Here is a 21,877-nt window from a genome sequence, read left to right as displayed (position 1 = left end):
CTCCTGCTATGCTTAAGAAATTATTCATGGTAGGAGTGGCAGCATGCAATACAACCCCTTAGGAAAAACCGACCTTCGCGTTTCCCGACTTTGCCTCGGCTGTATGACCTTTGGCGAGCCGGATCGCGGTAATCACGCATGGACACTGCCGGAAGAGAGCAGCCGTCCCATAATTAAACGCGCGCTGGAAGGCGGCATAAATTTCTTTGATACCGCCAATAGCTATTCTGACGGCAGCAGCGAAGAGATCGTCGGTCGCGCACTGAGGGATTTCGCCCGTCGCGATGACGTGGTCGTCGCGACAAAAGTTTTCCATCGCGTTGGTGATTTGCCAGAAGGTTTATCCCGCTCGCAAATTCTACGTTCTATTGACGACAGTCTGCAACGTCTCGGCATGGAGTATGTTGATATCCTGCAAATTCACCGCTGGGATTACAACACGCCGATTGAAGAGACGCTGGAAGCCCTGAATGACGTGGTAAAAGCCGGGAAAGCGCGTTATATCGGTGCGTCATCCATGCACGCCTCGCAGTTTGCTCAGGCGCTGGAACTGCAAAAACAGCACGGCTGGGCGCAGTTTGTCAGTATGCAGGATCACTACAATCTGATTTACCGCGAAGAAGAACGCGAGATGCTGCCGCTGTGTTATCAGGAGGGCGTGGCGGTGATCCCGTGGAGCCCGTTGGCGCGGGGTCGTCTGACACGCCCGTGGGGAGAAAACACTGCACGTTTGGTGTCTGATGAGGTGGGAAAAAATCTCTATAAAGAAAGCGATGAAAATGACGCGCGGATCGCAGAACGGTTAACTGGCGTCAGTGAAGAACTGGGCGCGACACGAGCACAGGTCGCGCTGGCCTGGTTGTTAAGCAAACCGGGCATTGCCGCACCGATTATCGGAACGTCGCGGGAAGAGCAGCTTGATGAATTGCTGAACGCGGTGGACATCACCTTGAAGCCGGAACAAATTGCCGAACTGGAAACGCCGTATAAACCGCATCCGGTGGTAGGTTTTAAATAGAAATGTCGGCCTGATAAGACGCGACAAGCGTCCTATCAGGCATCGGTGCACAATCGCCGGATGCGGCGTGAGCGCCTTATTCAGCCTACGACAGAATACCCAGCGGCCAGTGATGACCGATAAAGTACAGTATGCCAGCAGAAATCACCCCTGCGACAATATCGTCGATCATGATCCCCATACCACCATGCACATTGCGATCAAACCAGCGGATCGGCCACGGTTTCCACATATCCAGAATACGGAAAATAACAAACCCGGCGGCGACCCACTGCCAGTCATTGGTCGGCAGCGCCATCAGAGTGATCCACATGCCGATAAATTCGTCCCAGACGATACTGCCGTGATCGTGCACGCCCATATCTTTCGCGGTCTGATGGCAAAGATAAACGCCAATACAGATCCCCAGCATCACCACCAGAGAATAGAGCTGCCAGGGTAAAAAGGTCATCAGATACCAGAAGGGAATCGCCGCCAGCGACCCCATCGTGCCTGGAACGATCGGGCTTAACCCACTCCCGAATCCGACAGCAAGCAAATGCCACGGATTACTCATTTTCAGGCGACTTTTCGCGACATCTTTATGGCGTGGCAAAATGGTCATATCCTTTCCAGTCTAACGTGACAGGTTCGCCGTCACGAATAAAACAAAGCCCTTCGATATCGGCGGTCATTTGCCCGATACACGTAAACGGTACGCCAAGATGACCCAAAGCGACATCCAGCGCGCCACGGTTAAGTTCCGGCACAGTAAAACACAATTCGTAATCTTCGCCACCAGAGAGCGCCCAGCGCAACGCCTGTTCCGGTTCAACGTGGCGAGAAAGTGCGTCAGAAAACGGCAGCAATGTCAGATCAATACGTGCGCCGCAGTCGCTGGCTTTCACGATATGTCCGAGATCGGAAATCAATCCATCAGAGAGATCGATGGCTGAATTCGCCAGATCGCGCAGCGCCTGTCCCTGTAAAATACGCGGCGATGGGCGGAGATGGCGTTTGATTAAGTAGTCCGCATCTTTAGCGTCTGCCACATGGAGACGGTTCTGCAAGAGAGCCAGTCCGGCGGCGCTATCGCCCGGCGTGCCGGTCACATAAATCCAGTCCCCCGGCTTTGCACCAGAACGCGTTAAGGCTCGTCCCATTGGGACAAAGCCGTGGATACCCAACGTCATCGACAGTGGTCCACGCGTGGTGTCGCCACCAATGAGTTGCATATCGTAATAATTGAGGAGCTCAAACAAACTGTCGCTGAAGGACTCAAGCCACGGTTCGTCTACGTCCGGTAAGGTTAATGCCAGCGTCAGCCATGCCGGATCGGCACCCATTGCCGCCAGATCGCTTAAGTTTACCGCCAGTGCTTTATACGCCAGATCCGCAGGATCGATATCAGGGAGGAAATGGTTGCCCGCTACCAACGTATCGGTACTGATCGCCAGAGTCTGTTTTTCGGGGATATTGAGAAGTGCGCAATCGTCGCCGATGCCCAGTTCGACATCAAGACGAGAACTTCTTACACGGTCAAAATAACGGGCAATCAGGGAGAACTCGCCACATGCCATACGTTATGCCTCAGCAGGTGAAAAAGAAAAGGCCGGCAAGTGCGGAACTGTCTTTCCGTTACTCTGCCGGCCTGGATATCACTTTTTGTTAGGGCGAATCACAGGTGCTGCTTTATCCAGTACGCCGTTGACGAACTTATGGCTGTCTTCTGCGCCGAACGATTTCGCCAGTTCGATCGCTTCGTTAATGGCCACTTTGTACGGCACATCGCTACGTTTAGACAGCTCGTACAGCGCAATGCGCAGTACTGCTTTTTCTACCTGACCCAGCTCTTCCAGCAGGCGGGACAGGTATGGCTTCATCAGTCCGTCGAGGTATGCGGTGTTAGTCGCCACCCCGGCCAGCAGCTCACGGAAGTACAGGATGTCAACGTCTTTTACATCCTGTTCAGCCAGGAACTGGTATTCAACATCAGCGATGTCGTTCTGGGACAACTGCCAGGAGTAGAGCGCCTGGACGGCACACTCACGAGCGCGGCGACGAGCAGCAGGTTTCACGGATTTCCCCTTACTAATTTCAGGCCTTGATGGCTTTCAATACATTAATCATTTCAAGCGCGGTCAGTGCAGCTTCTGCACCTTTGTTGCCAGCTTTGGTGCCAGCACGTTCAATCGCTTGTTCAATGCTTTCAGTGGTCAACACCCCAAAAGCAACCGGAATTTCGCTATCCTGGGCAACATGCGCCAGGCCGTTGCTTGCACCGCCAGCCACGTATTCAAAGTGGGCAGTGCCACCACGAATAACCGTCCCCAGCGCAATCACCGCGTCGTATTTACCGGTTTTAGCCAGTGCACCAGCCGCCAGCGGCAGCTCGTAGGCACCAGGCACCCAAACAACGGTAATGTTTTCATCTTTTACCTGACCGATACGTTTCAGTGCGTCAATCGCACCTTCCAGCAGGCTGTCATTGATAAAGTTGTTGAAACGCGCAATGGTGATGGCGACGCGAGCGTCCGGGGTAGCAACGTTAGCTTCAATAATGTTCATTTTCTTCCTTCGGGTTCGAGTATGGCCCCGCAGGGGGGCGGATTTTAGCATAATATTTCGTGCGCTGCTTCCCTTTCGAGCCGGGAGATCATGCACCCACTAAATGCAGGCAAACATCCGGGCCTACATGACGTATCTCTTTGAATTTAAATTGGGGGGCGTCGGCTAATTTCTCAAGCCCCGGCAGCGTACATAATCCGCGGGCGTCGCTACCTAATAGTTTAGGTGCGATATAGACAATCAGCTCATCGACTAAACCAGCCTGTAGCAATGCACCAGCGAGCGTTGGCCCCGCTTCCACCCAGATACTGTTAATCTGTTGCTTGCCGAGTTGCATCATCAGCACAACCAGATCCAGATGATCTTTATGCTCTGGAATCAGCAATGTACGCACCGTTTCCGGCCATTCACGAGAATCTTCCTGTGTACGCGCAAACCAGGTTTCGCCCGGCTGTTGCACGATTCGGTGTTCCGGCGTTACGCGATTTTGGCTATCAATGACTATCCGTACCGGCTGACGTAGATTTTGTTGCGGATAGAGCGCCTGAGTTTGTTCATCCAGTTCAGACCAACGCACCGTTAAGGCTGGATCGTCTGCCAGCACCGTGGCGCTGCTGGTTAAAATGGCATGACTTTGCGCGCGCAGACGTTGTACATCGCGCCGCGCCTGAGGTGAAGTGATCCACTGGCTTTCACCGCTGGCCATCGCTGTGCGGCCATCTAGTGACGCGCCAAGTTTCAACTGGATATAAGGAAAGCCGGTGCGCATCCGCTTGAGGAAGCCTTTATTCAATTGCTCGGCTTCACTCATCATCAGGCCGTGGCTGACGTCAATGCCGGCCTGTTGCAAACGGTAAAGTCCACGCCCAGCGACCTGCGGATTAGGGTCCTGCATCGCAGCAACCACGCGCGCAACGCCAGCAGCAATTAATGCGTCACAACAAGGTGGTGTACGACCATGATGACTACAAGGTTCGAGTGTCACATACGCCGTTGCGCCTTTGGCTTTTTCACCTGCCATGCGCAACGCGTGTACCTCGGCATGCGGTTCGCCCGCGCGGTGATGGTAACCTTCACCGACAATTTCGCCATCTTTCACAATGACGCAACCGACATTCGGATTAGGGTGAGTGGTGAAGCGTCCTCGTTGCGCCAGCTTTAGCGCCCGCGCCATGTATAACTCGTCCTGCACGGTTTAATCCTCCAGGCGCGCAATCTCTTCGCCAAATTCTTTGATATCTTCGAAACTGCGATAGACAGAGGCAAAACGGATATAGGCGACTTTATCGAGCTTTTTCAATTGCTCCATCACCAGATTGCCAATCATTTTGCTCGGCACTTCGCGCTCACCGGTGGCGCGGAGTTGCGATTTAATATGGTTGATCGCCATTTCGACGTCATCGGAACTCACCGGACGTTTTTCCAGCGCCCGCAGCATTCCGCTACGCAATTTTTCTTCATTAAACGGTTCGCGCACGTCGTTGCTTTTCACGACACGCGGCATAACCAGTTCCGCCACTTCAAAAGTAGTGAAACGTTCATTACACACCAGACACTGCCGACGGCGGCGTACGGAAGAGCCCTCGCTCACGAGACGAGAGTCAATTACCTTAGTGTCCACGGCGAAACAGAATGGGCAATGCATACGGCGTCCTGACCAGGTGATTAATAGAAATCTATTTTACCCTGAACTGACGATACAACAAAGGCGCAACGCTTTTGAGATAAAGGATCGATGCTTTCACGGCTTTAAGCCTCTACCATTAGACTTACTGTGACGAGAAAGGGACTACCTATGAACATTAACGTATGTTTTCGACTACTCCTGCTGGGAAGCCTGTTCAGCCTGAACGCCTGCGTACAGCAAAGCGAAGTGCGCCAGATGAAACACAGCGTCAACACGTTGAATAAAGAGATGACTCAGCTCAACAAAGAAACCGTCAAAATCACCCAGCAAAATACGCTAAACGCAAAATCCAGTAGTGGGGTATACCTGTTGCCAGGTGCAAATACACCGGCACGACTGGAAAGCCAAATTGGCACTTTACGTATGTCGCTGGTGAATATTGCGCCAAATGCAGATGACACCACTTTGACGTTACGGATTCAGGGCGAGTCCAATGATCCCTTACCCGCTTTCAGTGGAACCGTTGAATATGGGCAAATTCAGGGAACAACTGACAACTTTCAGGAAGTCAATGTGCAGAATCAATTGATTAACGCACCTGCCAGCGTCCTCGCTCCGAGCGATGTTGACATTCCGTTACAGTTAAATGGCATTTCAACAGACCAGTTAGGTTTTGTTCGCATCCACGACATTCAACCTGTTATGCAGTAAACGTTTTTCGGGGCGTTTTGTGCGTCCCGCAACATCCCCCCCTTCATTTTGTTACTCTGCTTACATCACCTGGATTGATAGTAAAAGTTTGCAACAAGGGTGAAAGTCAGTACAATTCCCGCCCGAATATGTGTATTCGTGAACGCAATCGATTACGTAAATGATAGAACTGTGAAATACAACATATTTTTGTGAGCAATGATTTTTATAATAGGCTCCTCTGTAATAGGAAATATTTAGAAACGCAATTTGCGCCTTTTTCACTCCCGCAAGGGATTTTCAAATAGTGGCATACATATGAAAAAAACATTACTGGCGGCCGGTGCGGTACTGGCGCTCTCTTCGTCTTTTACTGTCAACGCAGCTGAAAACGATAAACCGCAGTACCTTTCCGACTGGTGGCACCAGAGCGTTAACGTAGTTGGTAGCTATCACACTCGTTTCGGACCGCAGATCCGTAACGATACTTACCTGGAATATGAAGCATTCGCTAAAAAAGACTGGTTCGATTTCTATGGTTACGCGGATGCGCCGGTATTCTTCGGCGGTAACTCCGATGCCAAAGGTATCTGGAACCACGGTTCTCCGCTGTTTATGGAAATCGAACCGCGTTTCTCCATCGACAAGCTGACCAATACTGATCTTAGCTTCGGTCCGTTCAAAGAGTGGTACTTCGCGAACAACTACATTTACGACATGGGTCGTAACAAAGATGGTCGCCAGAGCACCTGGTATATGGGTCTGGGTACTGACATCGACACGGGTCTGCCGATGAGCCTGTCCATGAACGTGTATGCGAAATACCAGTGGCAGAACTACGGCGCAGCGAACGAAAACGAGTGGGACGGTTACCGTTTCAAAATTAAATACTTTGTGCCGATTACCGATCTGTGGGGCGGTCAGTTAAGCTACATCGGTTTCACCAACTTCGACTGGGGTTCCGATCTGGGTGATGACAGCGGTAACGCAATGAATGGTATTAAGACGCGTACCAATAACTCCATCGCTTCCAGCCATATTCTGGCTCTGAACTACGATCACTGGCACTACTCTGTCGTTGCACGTTACTGGCATGACGGTGGTCAGTGGAACGATGATGCAGAGCTGAACTTCGGTAACGGCAACTTCAACGTTCGCTCTACCGGTTGGGGTGGTTACCTGGTGGTAGGTTACAACTTCTGATTGTGAAAATGCCGGATCTTGTATCCGGCATTTTAGATTGTAGACAACGTACGCTTTGTTCATGCCGGATGCGGCGTAAACGCCTTATCCGGCCTACAAAAGCTACAAAAGCACGCAAATTCAATATATTGATGAGATTATGTAGGCCAGATAAGGCGTAGCGCATCAGGCAATTTTACGTTTGTCATCAATCTCAAACAGCGGATTTTATATCCGGCATTTTTTATCACTTCTTCTTATTCATCATCGCTTTTAAATCAGCAAACGGGTTGTATTTCGCTTCACCGACATCTTTCTGCGCATCTTCCCCGGCGATAACTGTCGTACCATACTGATCCGCTTCGGTATATTTCGAATGCTCATGATCGTGGCAATAGAGACAAAGCAATTCCCAGTTACTACCATCTTCCGGGTTATTGGTATGGTCATGATCGATATGGTGCACAGTTAGCTCACGCAAGTTGGAATAGACAAACTCGCGGGAACAGCGACCGCAGACCCACGGATAGAGCTTTAATGCTTTTTCGCGATAGCCGCTTTCTAACCGCGCATAGTTTTTTGGGATGATAGCCATGAAAAGTTACCTGGATGAAATGTAGGGTTACGCGCAGTTTCCCAAGATGGGGAGATTTTCGCAATCCTGAGTAAATAAATTCTCACATTACCAGTGACGGCGAGGTTCCATCTGCTGATGAAGAATTCGCGCAATGAGGATGTCATCTACTCTTATAACGTAATAAATAGTGTGAAACCTAAATGCGATCTTCTTTACCTCTGGAACCGCATCATAGTCTTGCCCTATCTCGGGCATTTGAGAGAGTGTATCCAGAAAAATGCCGAGAGAGTCGGTATAGCAATCCGCCTGCTCCTCACCAAACTTTCCCAGCGTGTAGTCATAGATCCCTCTGAAATCTTCAACAGCTTTTCCGCTAAGCTTATACACGATGTTTTTGCTTCCTTTCTGCTGCGATATCACGAAGCGTCATCGAACTTTCACCACTCTCAAGACCTTCAATAACAGCATTTCTAACAGCTTCATCCCTGGATTCTTGTTGTTCCAATAGACGAAGTGCCGAACGCATTACTTCACTGGCCGAGCCATAACGACCAGACTGGACCATCCGGGTAATGAAACTATCTAATTGTTCGCCAACGCTTACTGAGGTAATTTTGCGCATAAGCGATCTCCACGTATTAACTATTAATACAAAGTATATGTCAGAACTCTTTCTACAACCAAAGCTGTATTCAGTTGAATGTGCGGCAGGCGAAAAAAAACCGCAGCGCCAAAACGCCACGGTTTTTTTAACTGAACTGATTTAAAACACCCTTAAGGCAGAATTGACGGCTGATCCGCCCCTTCTTTTTCCACTTTCTGCTGCAGCATGTGTTCGCGCTTCATACCCAGTTTCAGAGCCAACGCAGATGCTACATAGATGGAAGACGCGGTACCGATGGTTACACCGATAAGCATGGTCAACGAGAAACCTTCCAGCACCGGGCCACCGAAGAGATACAGCATCAGGATAACCATCAAGGTGGTACCGGATGTGATCAAGGTACGGTGCAGCGTCTGAGTCAGCGACACGTTAAAGATTTCGTAAGGCGTACCGCGACGGATTTTGCGGAAGTTTTCACGAATACGGTCCGACACCACGATACTGTCGTTAAGCGAGTAACCGATAACCGACATCAACGATGCCACAATGGTCAGGTCTATCTCGATATGGAATAACGACAAAATACCCAGCGTAATGATAACGTCGTGCGCCAGTGCGATAACGACCCCTGCCGCCAGTCGCCACTCAAAACGGAAACCAACGTAGACAAGGATAGACAGCAACGCTGCCATCAGCGCCATCGCGCCGGTTTGCGCAAGGTCTGCCCCCACGCTCGGACCGACGAACTCAATACGCTTCACCGCCGCGTTCTGGTTAGTGGATTCGTTAATCACCTTCAGAACCTGGCTGCCCAGCACCTGACCGCCAGTTTCGCCTTCAGCAGGCGGCATGCGGACCATGATGTCGTGGCTGCTACCGAAGTTTTGCAGCATCGGCTCTTCAAAGCCCGCTTTCTGCAATGCATCACGCATTACGTCAATTTCAGCCGGTTTTTCGAGCGTAATTTCGATAACCGTACCACCGGTGAAATCCAGTCCCCAGTTAAAGCCGCGAACGCCCATAATGACGATAGCGGCAATTAACAGCAGACCAGAGATGCCAAAAGCCCAGTAGTCCCAGCGCATAAAGTCATAGACTTTACGGCCGTGGTTTAGTTGTTCAACAGTATATTCCTGTGCCACATCGCACTCCTCAGATTGACAGCTTCTTGACGCGCTTGCCGCCATATAGCAGGTTTACGATGGCACGCGTACCGACAATCGCGGTAAACATCGACGTCGCCACACCGATACCGGTAGTAATCGCGAACCCTTTAATTGCCCCGGTACCCACTGCATACAGGATGATGACTTTAATCAGCGTGGTGATGTTCGCATCGAAGATGGAACTGAATGCGCCACGATAACCTTCATCGATTGCCTGCTGAACAGTACGCCCATTGCTTAACTCTTCTTTAATACGTTCGTTGATCAGTACGTTCGCATCGACCGCTACCGCAAGGGTTAAGACGATACCCGCGATACCCGGCATACTCAGCGTCGCGCCAGGCAGCAGCGACATAATGCCGACAATCAAGATCAAGTTCGCAATCAGAGCACTGGTCGCAATCAGACCAAACTTCTTATAGAAGAGGATCATGAACAGAATAGAAACCAGCAGACCGGCGAGACACGCCTCCAGCCCCTGTTCAATGTTCTGCATACCCAGGGTCGGGCCAATGGTACGTTCTTCAACAATCTGAATCGGTGCAATCAACGCACCGGCACGCAGCAGCAGCGACAGCTGACGCGCTTCGTTCGGGTTGTTGATACCGGTGATACGGAAGCTGTTACCCAGACGAGACTGGATATTCGCGATGTTAATCACCTCTTCCTGTTTCACCAGAACCGCACGACCGTTAGCATCTTTCTTGCCGCTGTCTTTGTACTCCACAAACAGGGTCGCCATCGGTTTACCGATGTTGTCCTTAGTGAAGTTAGACATGATGTTACCACCTGCGCTGTCGAGCGAGATGTTAACCTGCGGCTGGTTGTATTCGTCCTGGCTGGAAGTGGAGTCGGTGATATGATCACCGGTCAGAATCACGCGTTTGTACAGCACAACCGGCTGACCTTCGCGGGTCTGTTTCACTTCAGAGTCTCCCGGTACACGGCCAGATGCGGCAGCGGCCTGGTCAACGTTGGTGTTTACCAGACGGAACTCCAGCGTCGCGGTCGCGCCAAGAATCTCTTTCGCACGAGCGGTATCCTGAATACCAGGCAGTTCAACAACGATACGATCTGCGCCCTGACGTTGTACTACAGGCTCCGCCACACCAAGCTGGTTTACACGGTTACGCAGGATGTTAATGTTCTGCTGCACCGCATATTCACGCGCTTCACTTAGACGCGCATCGCTCATGACCGCGCGCAGCTGATTGCTGCCCTGGCTGCTAATGACCAGATCGGGATGGCGTTTGCTCAGATACGCAATGGCTTCATCACGGGCGTTGCCATCGCGGAAAGTGATGCTCAGACCGTAATTATTTTCTTTACGAACAGTGGTATACGGGATGCCTTTTTCACGCAGGTCGCTGCGCAGGCTATCGATATTTTGTTCCTGGAGCTTGCCAAGCGCGGTGTCCATATCCACTTCCATCAGGAAGTGAACGCCGCCACGCAGGTCAAGACCGAGCTTCATCGGTTCAGCGTGAATAGCTGCCAGCCAGCGCGGCGTTGCCGGGGCAAGGTTAAGCGCCACGACGTATTTGTCACCCATAACGCCCATTAATGCTTCACGAGCGCGTAACTGGGTGTCAGTGGAGTCGAAGCGCGCAAGAATAGCGCCCTCTTCCAGTGCCACAGACTTAGCAGTTATTTTTTCTTCTTGTAACGTTTTCTGGACCTGGATCAGCGTTTGCTCACTGGCGGCGACTCCGCGCGCGCCAGTGATCTGAACAGCCGGATCCTCACCAAACAGGTTGGGAAGCGCATACAGCAGACCGATGACAATCACCACGATCAGCATGACGTACTTCCACAAAGGATAACGGTTTAACACGGCAATTCCCTTAGGGAAAAATTTTAATTACAGCGCCTTCATGGTGCCTTTCGGCAGAACGGCGGCTACGAAGTCACGTTTAATAACTACTTCAGTGGTATCATTCAGCGCGATAGCAATGTAGCCGTTTTCTGCTACTTTGGTTACGCGACCGACCAGGCCACCGTTCGTCAGCACTTCATCACCTTTCGCGATGGAGTCCATCAGCTTTTTGTGTTCTTTGGTGCGCTTCTGCTGTGGGCGCAGGATCATGAAATAGAAAATCAGACCGAATACCACCAGCATCAAAATCAAAGACATCGGGCTACCTTGTGCCGGAGCACCCGTTGCCGCTACCGCATCAGAAATAAAAAAGCTCATTAAATTTCCCTCATTATTAATATTAATCAACGTTCAAAGGTGGTACTTCTCGCCCCTGACGCTGGTAAAAATCAGCTACGAAGCTCTCTAATTTACCCTCTTCAATAGCCTTGCGTAAACCCGCCATCAAACGCTGGTAATAACGAAGGTTATGAATGGTGTTGAGTCGCGCGCCTAATATTTCGTTGCAACGGTCGAGATGATGCAAGTAGGCACGTGAATAATTGCGACAAGTGTAGCAATCACACTCAGGATCGAGCGGCCCCGTGTCGCTCTTATACTTCGCATTGCGGATTTTCACCACGCCATCGGTCACGAACAGATGACCGTTACGCGCATTACGTGTTGGCATTACGCAGTCAAACATATCGATACCGCGACGCACGCCTTCAACCAGGTCTTCCGGTTTACCAACGCCCATCAGGTAACGCGGTTTGTCTGCCGGAATTTGCGGACACACATGCTCCAGAATACGGTGCATATCTGCTTTCGGCTCACCCACTGCCAGACCGCCGACAGCGTAGCCATCAAAACCGATATCTACCAGACCTTTAACAGAGATATCACGTAAATCTTCGTAAACGCTACCCTGAATGATACCAAACAACGCATTTTTGTTACCGAGGCTGTCAAAACGTTCGCGGCTACGCTTCGCCCAACGCAGCGACATCTCCATCGAACGTTTAGCGTAATCCCAGTCAGCAGGATACGGCGTACACTCGTCAAAAATCATGACGATGTCTGAGCCAAGATCGTATTGAATCTCCATCGATTTTTCAGGATCGAGGAAAATCGGGTCGCCGTTGATGGGGTTACGGAAGTGCACGCCCTGTTCGGTGATTTTACGGATGTCGCCAAGGCTGAAGACCTGGAAGCCGCCGGAGTCGGTAAGGATCGGGCCTTTCCACTGCATGAAATCGTGCAGGTCGCCATGCAACTTCATGATTTCCTGTCCTGGGCGCAGCCACAGGTGGAAAGTGTTGCCGAGAATAATTTGTGCGCCAGTGGCTTCAACTTCTTCCGGCGTCATCCCTTTTACGGTGCCGTAGGTGCCAACAGGCATAAAACAAGGCGTTTCCACTACGCCACGATCGAAGACCAGGCGGCCACGGCGTGCGCGACCGTCGGTGGTGTCCAGTTCAAATTTCATGTTTTCTCCACTACGTCAGAAAAACAGTCCAACGTTTAAACCTGCGCCGCGGAATTACTCCCCGACGCGCTCATTAATTGCCTGCGGATTGTACGTGATAAACATCGCATCACCGTAACTAAAAAAGCGATATTTCTCTTCTACCGCCGCTTTATAGGCGTTCATCGTGTGTTGATAACCGGCAAATGCTGAAACCAGCATAATCAGCGTTGACTCCGGCAGGTGAAAGTTAGTCACCAGCGCATCGACCACTTTGTACTGGAAGCCGGGATAGATAAAGATTTGTGTATCATCGAAAAACGGTTCAATCAGATCGTTTTTCGCCGCCTGGGCCGCGCTCTCAAGCGAGCGAACAGAGGTGGTGCCAACCGCAATCACCCGGTTACCGCGCGCTTTCGCCGCCAGCACCGCGTCTACCACATCCTGCGGCACTTCAGCGTATTCTGAGTGCATGATGTGGTCTTCAATGGTGTCGACACGTACCGGCTGGAACGTCCCCGCCCCCACGTGCAGGGTCACGAATGCCATCTCCACGCCTTTGGTGCGTAATTTTTCCAGCAGCGGTTCGTCAAAGTGCAGTCCGGCGGTCGGTGCTGCTACCGCGCCTGGTTTTTCGCTATAAACCGTTTGATAAAGTTCGCGGTCTGCATCTTCATCCGGACGGTCGATGTACGGCGGCAGTGGCATATGGCCGATGCTGTTGAGAATATCCAGCACCGAACGTTGATCATTAAATTCGACTTCAAACAGCGCGCCGTGACGAGCGGTCATTGTTGCTTTGATGCTTTCGTCATCGCCCAGAATCAGTTCAGCGCCCGGTTTTGGCGCTTTCGAGGCGCGAATATGCGCGAGAATGCGTTTGTCGTCGAGCATCCGCTCAACCAGCACTTCAATCTTGCCGCCGCTGGCTTTACGCCCAAACAGACGCGCCGGGATCACGCGGGTATTGTTAAAAACCAGAAGATCGCCAGGGTTGAGCTTGTCGAGTAAATCGGTGAAAGTACCGTGCGTCAGCGCGCCCGTCGGCCCGTCCAGCGACAGTAAACGACAGCTACTGCGTTCAGGCATTGGATAGTGGGCAATCAGGGATTCGGGCAATTCAAAGGAGAAATCTGTAACGCGCATGACACTGACTCAGACTAAAATAAGAGGCGGGTAGTCTAGTGCCGGGGCGCTCTCCCTGCAACCTTTACCCCCTTTGGATAGAATATAATCGATGAATTTTTTAGCTCACCTGCATTTAGCTCACCTGGCGGAAAGCTCGCTCTCTGGCAACTTACTGGCTGATTTTGTTCGCGGAAATCCTGACGAAAGTTTTCCGCCCGACGTGGTCGCAGGTATTCATATGCATCGGCGTATCGATGTGTTAACTGACAATCTGCCGGAAGTCCGCGAAGCGCGGGAGTGGTTTCGTAATGAAACGCGCCGTGTCGCGCCTATTACGCTGGATGTGATGTGGGATCACTTTCTTTCCCGCCACTGGTCGCAGCTGTCGCCCGATTTTCCGCTACAGGAATTTGTCTGTTATGCCCGCGAGCAAGTGCTTACCATTCTGCCGAACTCACCGCCGCGCTTTATTAATCTGAACAACTACTTATGGTCAGAGCAATGGCTGGTGCGCTATCGCGATATGGATTTCATCCAGAACGTGTTAAACGGCATGGCAAGCCGTCGCCCACGCCTGGATGCTCTGCGTGACTCCTGGTACGATTTAGACGCCCATTACGACGCCCTTGAAACCCGCTTCTGGCAGTTTTATCCGCGGATGATGGCGCAGGCTTCACGCAAAGCGTTATAAGGCATTAATTCATCCACACCGTGGCTGATATCGCGGGCAACGTCAGGATCCCGTCCACCCGTTGTCCGTTCCCTTCTTTGCATTGCCATTGCGCAACATTAAGCAACGGCGACGCGGGTAGCACTACTTCACACGCTTCACCACGGTTGATTGCCACCAGCACACGCTGCTGATTGAGCACACGCACAAACACCACCACGTTATCTTCGGCATACAACACCTGACAGCCGCCACGACGCAATGCCAGACTCTTCTTACGCAGCGCAATCATTCGCTGGTACAGCGCGAATAGCTCCGTATCTTGTTTTTCCGGGTCCCAGGGAAACGGTTTACGACAAAACGGATCGTTCTTGCCGTCCACTCCCACTTCATCGCCGTAATAAATACACGGCACGCCAGGCCAGGTGAACAGCCAGACGACCGCCAGTGGCAGACGTGCAACATCCCGCCCAAGTAACGTTTTAAATCGCGCGGTATCGTGACTGTCGAGCTGATTAAACATACGCAGTTGCTGTTGATGAGAAAGCCCGGCACGGTAATTGTCCATCCAGGTCATACAAATTTGAGCGTCAATCTGCTGCGGATCGTAAGAGACGTCGGTATTAGCGAGAAAGCCCCACAGCGGAAAAGTAAAGCCGCGATAGTTCATTGAGGCATCTTCCACATCGGCCTGTAACCATTGCCGCGCATCGCCAAAATACTCACCGACAATGTACGCTTCCGGCTGGGTTTCTTTCGCCGCCTCAGTGATGCCGGCGACATGCTGCAAATTATTGCGCGCCCCGCCCGCTTCCCCCAGCATATGCACCACATCCAGCCGCCAGCCGTCCATATTCCACGGCGCTTTCAGCCAGTGACGGACAATGCTGTCTTCACCGCGATAAATTTCATTCACCAGACTTTCCGACTGATAATCCAGTTTTGGCAGGCTGGCATAGCCCAGCCAGTCGAGCGCCGTGCCGTCATCACGAAACGAGTACCAGTCGCGCCAGGGCGATTCGGGGTTATGACAAGCGCCGCCCGTCCCGCGATTGTGCCTGTCAAACCAGGCATGAGAATCACCACTGTGGTTAAACACGCCATCCAGCATCAGCCGCATCCCTTGCTGCTGCGTGTTGTGCCTCAAACGCAGCAACGCTCCGTCGCCGCCAAACTGTGGATCGACGTGGCGATAATCTTCGGTATCGTATTTATGCACGCTGGGTGCTTTAAACACCGGATTAAGATACAGCGCCGTCACGCCAAGCTTTTTCAGGTACGGCAGTTTTTCGCTAATCCCATCCAGATCGCCGCCATAGAACGTTGATCCGCCCGCCTGTGCCGTGACGGGTTCATCCCAGTCACGCAATATGATTTCCTGTCCGGCGGCGTGATGATAATAGACATGATCCTGATCGGCATTGCGAGGCAGACTCCGGGAAAAACGATCCGGGAAGATCTGATAAAAAATCTGATCTGCCGCCCATTGTGGTCCGATATCCGGCACATCGACGGCAAACTGTTCCAGCCGTGCTGGCGGTACTGAGCTGAAACCTTGCGGCGTAAACCAACGCTGGCGATCGTGCCACAGCAATTTGAAACTGTAGCGCCGACGTGGCTGCCCGGTGGAGAGAGAGAGCGCCCCCCGCCACGCCGTCACGCCAGGTTCCGGCTGACTGCGCTGTTTATGCATCGGTACTGATGTTTCTTCGTTATCGTTTTCCATGCGCAACATAATGCGCTGTGGCGGCTCTTCGCCCGTCAGCCACAGTGTAATAAGCAGTTGATCTTTGCTTTGCTTAACAAACGGGGACACCGGCAGGTGCCATGCATTCAACATCATAATTCCCCTACGATTAAAATGTGATCACCTTGCCATAGCCTGATGCGGGATCAATCATCATCTGAAGGATATTTAAGGGAGGAGAACGGGGGCGGATAACTTTCGGAAGAGCCGGATCAGGTTTTGCTCCTGATCCGGCGACAAAAGGCAGGAATTAGTGGTTTTCTGCTAACTGGCGATCGTGGCGGCGTTTAAACATCCAGCCAATCAACAGCACCACAATCCACGCAAAACCAACGTAAAGAGAGATGCGCGTTTCAGGGTGATAACCGATCAGTCCGATGATAAAGACCAGGAAAATCAGCCCCGCGGTGGTTGTTGCCACCCCGCCAGGAACTTTAAATTTCAGCGCTTTAACTTCTTCTGGCGGTAGACGGCGACGGAAGGCAATCTGCGACAGCAGGATCATAATCCACACCCACACGGTGGCGAAGGTCGCCAGCGAAGCGATCACCAGGAAGACGTTTTCCGGCATGATGTAGTTCAGATACACCGCAAACAGCAGCGCAGTAGTCATTACCAGCACCGTGACCCACGGAATACCGCGACGCGACGTTTTGCTGAAGATTTTCGGCGCGCTCCCCTGCTCTGCCATGCCGTGCAGCATACGGCCTACGCCAAACACGTCGCTGTTAATTGCCGACAGCGAGGCAGTCAGCACAACGAAGTTAAGAATGCTGGCGGCAAAGGTAATCCCCAAATGCTGGAACGTCAGCACGAACGGGCTACCAGCAGTACCTACCTGATTCCACGGATAGATAGACATAATGACGAACAGCGTACCAACATAGAACACCAGAATACGCATCGGCACTGAGTTAATCGCGCGCGGAATGGACTTCTCCGGCTCTTTCGCTTCACCGGCGGTAATACCAATAATTTCAATACCACCGTAGGCAAACATCACCATTTGCAGCGACATCACCATGCCAAGCCAGCCGTTACTGAAGAAGCCACCGTTGCTCCACAGGTTATGGATACCGGTCGGTTGCCCGCCGTTGCCAATCCCCCAGATGATGATGCCGAAACCAGCAACGATCATGATGATAATGGTGGCAACTTTAAAGAACGAGAACCAGAACTCCAGTTCGCCAAACACTTTCACGCTCATCAGGTTAATGGCGCAGATGATCAACACCACGCTCAACACCCAAATCCAGTGCGGCACCGTCGGGAACCAGACGCCCATATAGATACCGAAAGCAGTCACATCGGCGATGGCGACAATAAGGATTTCAAAGCAGTAGGTCCATCCGGTGATATAACCTGCCAGCGGGCCAAGGTTTTCCTGCGCATAACGCGAGAAAGAGCTGGCTGCCGGGTTATGTACCGACATTTCCCCCAGCGCCCGCATAATGATATATGCCGCGACACCACCGATAATATAGGCCAACAACACGCTCGGTCCGGCCATTTTGATGGCATCTGCCGAACCGTAAAACAACCCGGTGCCAATTGCTGAACCCAGTGCCATAAAGCGTATGTGTCGGGTACTTAGCCCACGCTTTAGCTTGTTCTTACTTTCCATCAATTCCTAACCCATCAACACAATAAAAAACCACGGGGCATCGCAGCCCCGTGGTTAAAACAAATGTTCAGTGATTTAGTGAGCGCTGGAGGTCACCTGACGACCTGCCGCGCGATCCCAGATAATGGCCAGAACCACCATCACCACTGTTGGCATTAACCACGCCAGACCTTGTTCGGCCAGCGGTAAACGCTGCGCCCAGGACGGTAAGATATCGCTGAATGCAGATGCTTTGATCCCGTCGAGAATACCAAAAAGCAGGCTGATAAACATCGGCGGAGCAATCACGCGGGACGAATTATGCCACCATGAGCGCGTAAAACTTAATACAACCAGTGCGATACACGGCGGATAAATAGCGGTCAGCACCGGTACAGAGATCTGAATCAGCTGGCTCAAGCCGAGGTTAGACACCACCATCGAGAAGCCGCCGAGGATAAACACCAGCGTACGATAAGAGAGTGGTACGTACTGAGCGAAGAATTCTGCACAAGCACAGGTCAGGCCAACAGCCGTAACCAGGCAGGCGATGAAGATTAACGCCGCCAGCAGGAAGCTACCGCCACCGCCAAAGGTGTGCTGAACGTAAGCATGCAGAATTGCCGCACCGTTCGCGGATTGATCAACCAGCGACGCGCTGTCTGACCCCAGACGGAAAAGCGCCAGGTACAGCAGAGTCAAACCAACACCCGCCATCAGGCCAGCCCAGACGGTATAACGGGTCAACAGACGCGCTTCGGTTACGCCGCGAGAACGCGCCGCGTTAACAATAACGATACCAAACACCATCGCGCCCAGCGTATCCATCGTCAGGTAGCCATTGACAAAACCGTTCGAAAACGCAGCGTTTTGATAAGCCTCAGTCGCCGTGCTAATCGAGCCCGCAGGCCAGACAATCGCCGCAACAGACAGGATGACCAGCGCAATAATTTTCAGCGGCGCGAGGAAGTTGCCCACGGTATCCAGCAGCTTGCCCGGATAGAGCGAAACCAGAATAACGATAGCGAAATAGACCAGGCTGTAGATAAACAGCGGCAATGCTGAGTCACCCGTCAGCGGCGCAATGCCCACTTCAAAGGAGACGGTTGCCGTACGCGGTGTTGCAAACAGCGGCCCGACAGCCAGGTAGCAGACCGTTGCCAGCAGCACACCTGCGACTTTACCGATTGGTGTGCTCAGACTGTCAACGCCGCCGCCAACTTTCGCCAGCGCCACTACCGTTAATACCGGCAGACCAACGGCAGTAATGAGGAAGCCGAATGCCGCAGTCCAGACGTGTTCGCCTGCCTGCAAACCGACCATAGGAGGGAAAATAATGTTACCTGCGCCAACGAACAACGCAAATGTCATAAAGCCCAGAGCGATGATATCGCGCGATCTTAATTGATGGGTCATAAATCATACTGCCTGTGGATGTGGTGTTGTAACGTTAAATTTTTGTGCCAATCCCTGGGGATGATACAGCGGTATATTTAAACAATTTTAGCGGGAAATACTCCCAACCAGGCGCGGCGAAGAATAGTTTTTCGATTTACCGCGTGAATGCAGTCAGTATGACAGCACCTGAAGCGCAATTTAAACGCTTATAACGTTTTAAAGCAAGAAGGGATCTAAAAACCAGAGGGATATAACGATAAGAAATCATTAACCAGTATAAAACGCTATTTCAGCGAAAAAGTTATGGCTAATCATGCGAACAAAAAATCACCAGACATTGTAAAATTCAGCGCCCATTTTTTGACTGCAAAGAAAAAAAGCCAGCGTCAGCTGGCTTATGGCAATAAAAAATGACAAAGGCGGATTAATCGTTGTTTTTGGCAATTAAACGTTCCGGCAGAACAAAACTGAAACGCGTGCCTTTGCCCACCGTACTTTCAATATTGAGCCTGCTTTCGTGATGATTTACCGCATGCTTCACGATCGCTAACCCCAACCCGCTACCGCCGGTTTGTCGGGAGCGCGCTTTGTCTACACGATAAAAACGCTCGGTCAGGCGCGGAATATGCTCTGGCGCGATGCCCGGTCCATTATCTTCAACGCTAAATTCAGCACCGTGCGGCACTCGCTGCCAGCGCACCGTGATATGTGTGCCTTCCGGCGTATGATTCACTGCGTTATAGACCAGATTCGAAATCGCACTGCGTAGCTGGTCTTCATTGCCAGACACTTTGAGGTCGTTATCTATTTCAAAGGTAAATGTCTGTTTTTTCTGGCTAAGAGTCTGAGCCTCACGCTCAACGACGCGCAGCATCATCGGCACATCAACCTTCTCATTAAGCAACTGCGTCGGTGCGGCTTCGATTTTCGACAGTGTCAGCAATTGCTTCACCAGCCCTTCCATCCGCTGGGTCTGCTCACGCATGGTGTGCAACGCTTTTTCGCGTACCGCGCCTTCCAGCGGCTGCTCATGCATCATCTCCAGGTAACCCTGTAACACCGTCAATGGCGTGCGTAACTCATGGCTTACGTTGGCAAAAAAGTTGCGCCGCGCCCCTTCCAGTTGATGCATTTGCGTGACGTCACGCGCCACCATCAGCAGCTGTTTATGGGTATAAGGCATGACGCGAATTTCCAGATGCCGCCCGGTGTTGAGCACCAGATTGAGCGGGCGAGAAAAATCACGCGTTTTCAGATATTGCGTAAACTCCGGGTAACGCAGCAGGTTAAGGATGTTCTGCCCGTTATCTTCTGGCCAGCGCAGACCAAGAATTTGTTGCGCCAGACCGTTACACCAGAAAATCCCCCCCTCTTCCGTGGTCAGTACCACTGCATCGGGCAGTGACTCCGCCCCGCTACGAAAGCGTTTAATCAGATTGCCCAGTTCGCGGCGGCGTTTTTTATTACGCAGCTGCATCTGGTGTAAGCCATACAGCAGCGGTTCCCAGCTACCACGCCCCGGTGGCGGGGTCATACTGCGATCCACCCATAGCCACCATGAAAGGCGCAATAAATTCCAGAAATGCCAGATAAGCAGTCCTGTTACCGATGCCAGCAAAAACCAGGGCAGGTAACCAAAAAAAGCACCCAGGATGAAAGCCGGGATGCAGCAAAGTAGCAGCTCCAGCACCAGCCTTTTCCACGACAGCCGTTCCAGCACGTAAGATACTCCAGTTATGAAATTATAAGCCCTGCTCTGCGTCCGAAGAGCAAGGCGTTAAAAGCGGGTTGAAAAACGATATCCTGTACCGCGCACCGTCTGCACCATGCGGTCATGCCCGCCAGGTTCCAGTGCTTTACGCAAGCGGCGAATGTGAACATCGACCGTGCGGTCCTCCACATACACATTGGTTCCCCAGACGTGATTTAACAGCTGCTCGCGGCTGTACACGCGCTCGGGATGCGTCATAAAAAAGTGCAGCAGTTTAAATTCAGTCGGCCCCATCTCCAGTGGTTCTTCGCCCGCCATCACCCGGTGAGATGTCGGGTCCAGACTTAGCCCCTGCATCTCAATCACCTCTTCCACCGCCATAGGCGATATACGGCGCATCACCGCTTTAATCCGCGCCACCAGTTCCTTCGGGGAAAACGGCTTGGTGATATAGTCATCGGCGCCGGTTTCAAGGCCGCGCACGCGATCTTCTTCTTCCCCTCTGGCGGTCAACATCACTACCGGAATATCCCGGGTCATCGACTCACGCTTGAGATGTTTGATGAACTGGATACCGGAGCCGCCGGGTAGCATCCAGTCGAGGAGAATTAAATCCGGCCAGGGTTCATTCAGTTGATTCACAGCACTGTCATAATCTTCCGCTTCGACCGGCTGAAAGCCATTTTGCTCGAGCACGAAGCAGACCATTTCGCGAATTGGAGCTTCATCTTCTACGACCAGAATACGTCTCGCCATGATTTACCCTGTTGTAATAAATAGATTGCGATCGTTAATGCGACGTCATTATGCGTCAGATTTATGACAGATTTATGAAAAGCACGTCGCACATCCCTTCAGGTTATTGATTTCCGTGGTGCAGAAAAAA

23 protein-coding genes are annotated in these 21,877 nt (G+C 51.8%); 4 read left to right on the top strand and 19 right to left on the bottom strand.

All coding sequences use genetic code 11. From position 1 onward, the window contains the following. Positions 1–43: 43 nt before the first annotated feature. A complete protein-coding gene (gene yajO / locus H9644_RS18455) occupies positions 44–1,018 on the top strand; it encodes a 1-deoxyxylulose-5-phosphate synthase YajO (protein WP_191775845.1) in 975 nt (324 codons plus the stop codon). Positions 1,019–1,103: 85 nt separating this feature from the next. Here the strand turns inward: yajO and pgpA are convergent, their stop codons facing one another. The 6 genes from pgpA to nrdR form a co-directional block, all read right to left on the bottom strand. After that, positions 1,104–1,622, bottom strand: coding sequence for a phosphatidylglycerophosphatase A (gene pgpA / locus H9644_RS18450; protein WP_000154044.1), 519 nt, complete (start codon positions 1,620–1,622; stop codon positions 1,104–1,106). Then, positions 1,600–2,577, bottom strand: a complete 978-nt coding sequence (gene thiL / locus H9644_RS18445) for a thiamine-phosphate kinase (RefSeq protein WP_191775842.1) — start codon at positions 2,575–2,577, stop codon at positions 1,600–1,602. The genes pgpA and thiL overlap by 23 nt, the downstream gene beginning before the upstream one ends. A gap of 78 nt (positions 2,578–2,655) precedes the next feature. Continuing rightward, complete coding sequence (gene nusB / locus H9644_RS18440) at positions 2,656–3,075, bottom strand: transcription antitermination factor NusB (RefSeq protein ID WP_000801121.1); 420 nt, start codon at positions 3,073–3,075, stop codon at positions 2,656–2,658. 19 nt (positions 3,076–3,094) lie between these two features. Beyond that, entirely contained in the window at positions 3,095–3,565 is a 471-nt protein-coding gene (gene ribH / locus H9644_RS18435; RefSeq protein WP_001021161.1) for a 6,7-dimethyl-8-ribityllumazine synthase, read from the bottom strand. An 88-nt stretch (positions 3,566–3,653) separates the two neighbouring features. Then, positions 3,654–4,757 carry a bifunctional diaminohydroxyphosphoribosylaminopyrimidine deaminase/5-amino-6-(5-phosphoribosylamino)uracil reductase RibD gene (gene ribD, locus H9644_RS18430; RefSeq protein ID WP_064527127.1) on the bottom strand — a complete coding sequence of 368 codons (1,104 nt, stop codon included), beginning with the start codon at positions 4,755–4,757 and terminating at the stop codon, positions 3,654–3,656. A 3-nt stretch (positions 4,758–4,760) separates the two neighbouring features. Continuing rightward, positions 4,761–5,210: a transcriptional regulator NrdR gene (nrdR, locus tag H9644_RS18425; protein WP_064527125.1), complete on the bottom strand. Its 450-nt coding sequence runs from the start codon at positions 5,208–5,210 to the stop codon at positions 4,761–4,763. A gap of 150 nt (positions 5,211–5,360) precedes the next feature. On the opposite strand from nrdR, the gene H9644_RS18420 reads away from it, so the two are divergent. Then, positions 5,361–5,903, top strand: a complete 543-nt coding sequence (locus tag H9644_RS18420; protein ID WP_064527123.1) for a SadB/YajI family lipoprotein — start codon at positions 5,361–5,363, stop codon at positions 5,901–5,903. A 297-nt stretch (positions 5,904–6,200) separates the two neighbouring features. Next, positions 6,201–7,085 carry a nucleoside-specific channel-forming protein Tsx gene (tsx, locus tag H9644_RS18415; protein ID WP_064527121.1) on the top strand — a complete coding sequence of 295 codons (885 nt, stop codon included), beginning with the start codon at positions 6,201–6,203 and terminating at the stop codon, positions 7,083–7,085. 226 nt (positions 7,086–7,311) lie between these two features. Here the strand turns inward: tsx and yajD are convergent, their stop codons facing one another. The 8 genes from yajD to queA all read right to left on the bottom strand — a co-directional run bounded on the left by yajD (position 7,312) and on the right by queA (position 13,880). Beyond that, entirely contained in the window at positions 7,312–7,659 is a 348-nt protein-coding gene (gene yajD, locus H9644_RS18410; protein ID WP_000974823.1) for an HNH nuclease YajD, read from the bottom strand. Positions 7,660–7,746: 87 nt separating this feature from the next. After that, a complete protein-coding gene (locus H9644_RS18405) occupies positions 7,747–8,028 on the bottom strand; it encodes a type II toxin-antitoxin system RelE/ParE family toxin (RefSeq protein ID WP_064527119.1) in 282 nt (93 codons plus the stop codon). Next, a complete protein-coding gene (locus tag H9644_RS18400; protein WP_001226938.1) occupies positions 8,021–8,263 on the bottom strand; it encodes a type II toxin-antitoxin system ParD family antitoxin in 243 nt (80 codons plus the stop codon). Before H9644_RS18400 ends, H9644_RS18405 begins: the two co-directional genes overlap by 8 nt. A 152-nt stretch (positions 8,264–8,415) precedes the next feature. Continuing rightward, entirely contained in the window at positions 8,416–9,387 is a 972-nt protein-coding gene (gene secF / locus H9644_RS18395; protein WP_000046638.1) for a protein translocase subunit SecF, read from the bottom strand. Positions 9,388–9,397: 10 nt separating this feature from the next. Then, positions 9,398–11,245, bottom strand: a complete 1,848-nt coding sequence (secD, locus tag H9644_RS18390) for a protein translocase subunit SecD (protein ID WP_064527117.1) — start codon at positions 11,243–11,245, stop codon at positions 9,398–9,400. A gap of 27 nt (positions 11,246–11,272) precedes the next feature. Further along, positions 11,273–11,605, bottom strand: a complete 333-nt coding sequence (gene yajC / locus H9644_RS18385) for a preprotein translocase subunit YajC (RefSeq protein WP_000007629.1) — start codon at positions 11,603–11,605, stop codon at positions 11,273–11,275. Positions 11,606–11,627: 22 nt separating this feature from the next. Further along, positions 11,628–12,755: a tRNA guanosine(34) transglycosylase Tgt gene (gene tgt, locus H9644_RS18380; protein ID WP_000667317.1), complete on the bottom strand. Its 1,128-nt coding sequence runs from the start codon at positions 12,753–12,755 to the stop codon at positions 11,628–11,630. Positions 12,756–12,809: 54 nt separating this feature from the next. Beyond that, the gene (queA, locus tag H9644_RS18375; RefSeq protein ID WP_191775839.1) at positions 12,810–13,880 is read right to left on the bottom strand and encodes a tRNA preQ1(34) S-adenosylmethionine ribosyltransferase-isomerase QueA; all 1,071 of its coding nucleotides are present in this window, start codon (positions 13,878–13,880) and stop codon (positions 12,810–12,812) included. A gap of 91 nt (positions 13,881–13,971) precedes the next feature. Here queA and acpH point away from each other — a divergent pair, with 91 nt between their 5' ends. Continuing rightward, positions 13,972–14,553 carry an ACP phosphodiesterase gene (acpH, locus tag H9644_RS18370; protein WP_064527113.1) on the top strand — a complete coding sequence of 194 codons (582 nt, stop codon included), beginning with the start codon at positions 13,972–13,974 and terminating at the stop codon, positions 14,551–14,553. Between the two features lie 4 nt (positions 14,554–14,557). On the opposite strand, the gene malZ is transcribed toward acpH, so the two are convergent. The 5 genes from malZ to phoB form a co-directional block, all read right to left on the bottom strand. Continuing rightward, entirely contained in the window at positions 14,558–16,375 is a 1,818-nt protein-coding gene (gene malZ, locus H9644_RS18365; RefSeq protein ID WP_191775836.1) for a maltodextrin glucosidase, read from the bottom strand. Positions 16,376–16,529: 154 nt separating this feature from the next. After that, positions 16,530–17,903 (bottom strand): proline-specific permease ProY, encoded by a 1,374-nt coding sequence (proY, locus tag H9644_RS18360; RefSeq protein ID WP_064527110.1) that lies wholly within the window; start codon positions 17,901–17,903, stop codon positions 16,530–16,532. Positions 17,904–17,978: 75 nt separating this feature from the next. Continuing rightward, entirely contained in the window at positions 17,979–19,298 is a 1,320-nt protein-coding gene (gene brnQ, locus H9644_RS18355) for a branched-chain amino acid transporter carrier protein BrnQ (RefSeq protein WP_000149639.1), read from the bottom strand. Between the two features lie 406 nt (positions 19,299–19,704). After that, positions 19,705–21,000, bottom strand: coding sequence for a phosphate regulon sensor histidine kinase PhoR (phoR, locus tag H9644_RS18350; RefSeq protein WP_191775833.1), 1,296 nt, complete (start codon positions 20,998–21,000; stop codon positions 19,705–19,707). 57 nt (positions 21,001–21,057) lie between these two features. Continuing rightward, a complete protein-coding gene (gene phoB, locus H9644_RS18345) occupies positions 21,058–21,747 on the bottom strand; it encodes a phosphate response regulator transcription factor PhoB (RefSeq protein ID WP_000113933.1) in 690 nt (229 codons plus the stop codon). Between the last annotated feature and the right edge of the window lie 130 nt (positions 21,748–21,877).

The organism is Escherichia whittamii, assembly GCF_014836715.1.
Taxonomy (GTDB): Bacteria; Pseudomonadota; Gammaproteobacteria; order Enterobacterales; family Enterobacteriaceae; genus Escherichia; species Escherichia whittamii.
The sequence above is the reverse complement of the archived record's forward strand: the minus strand, read 5'-3'. Positions and strand labels throughout refer to the sequence as shown.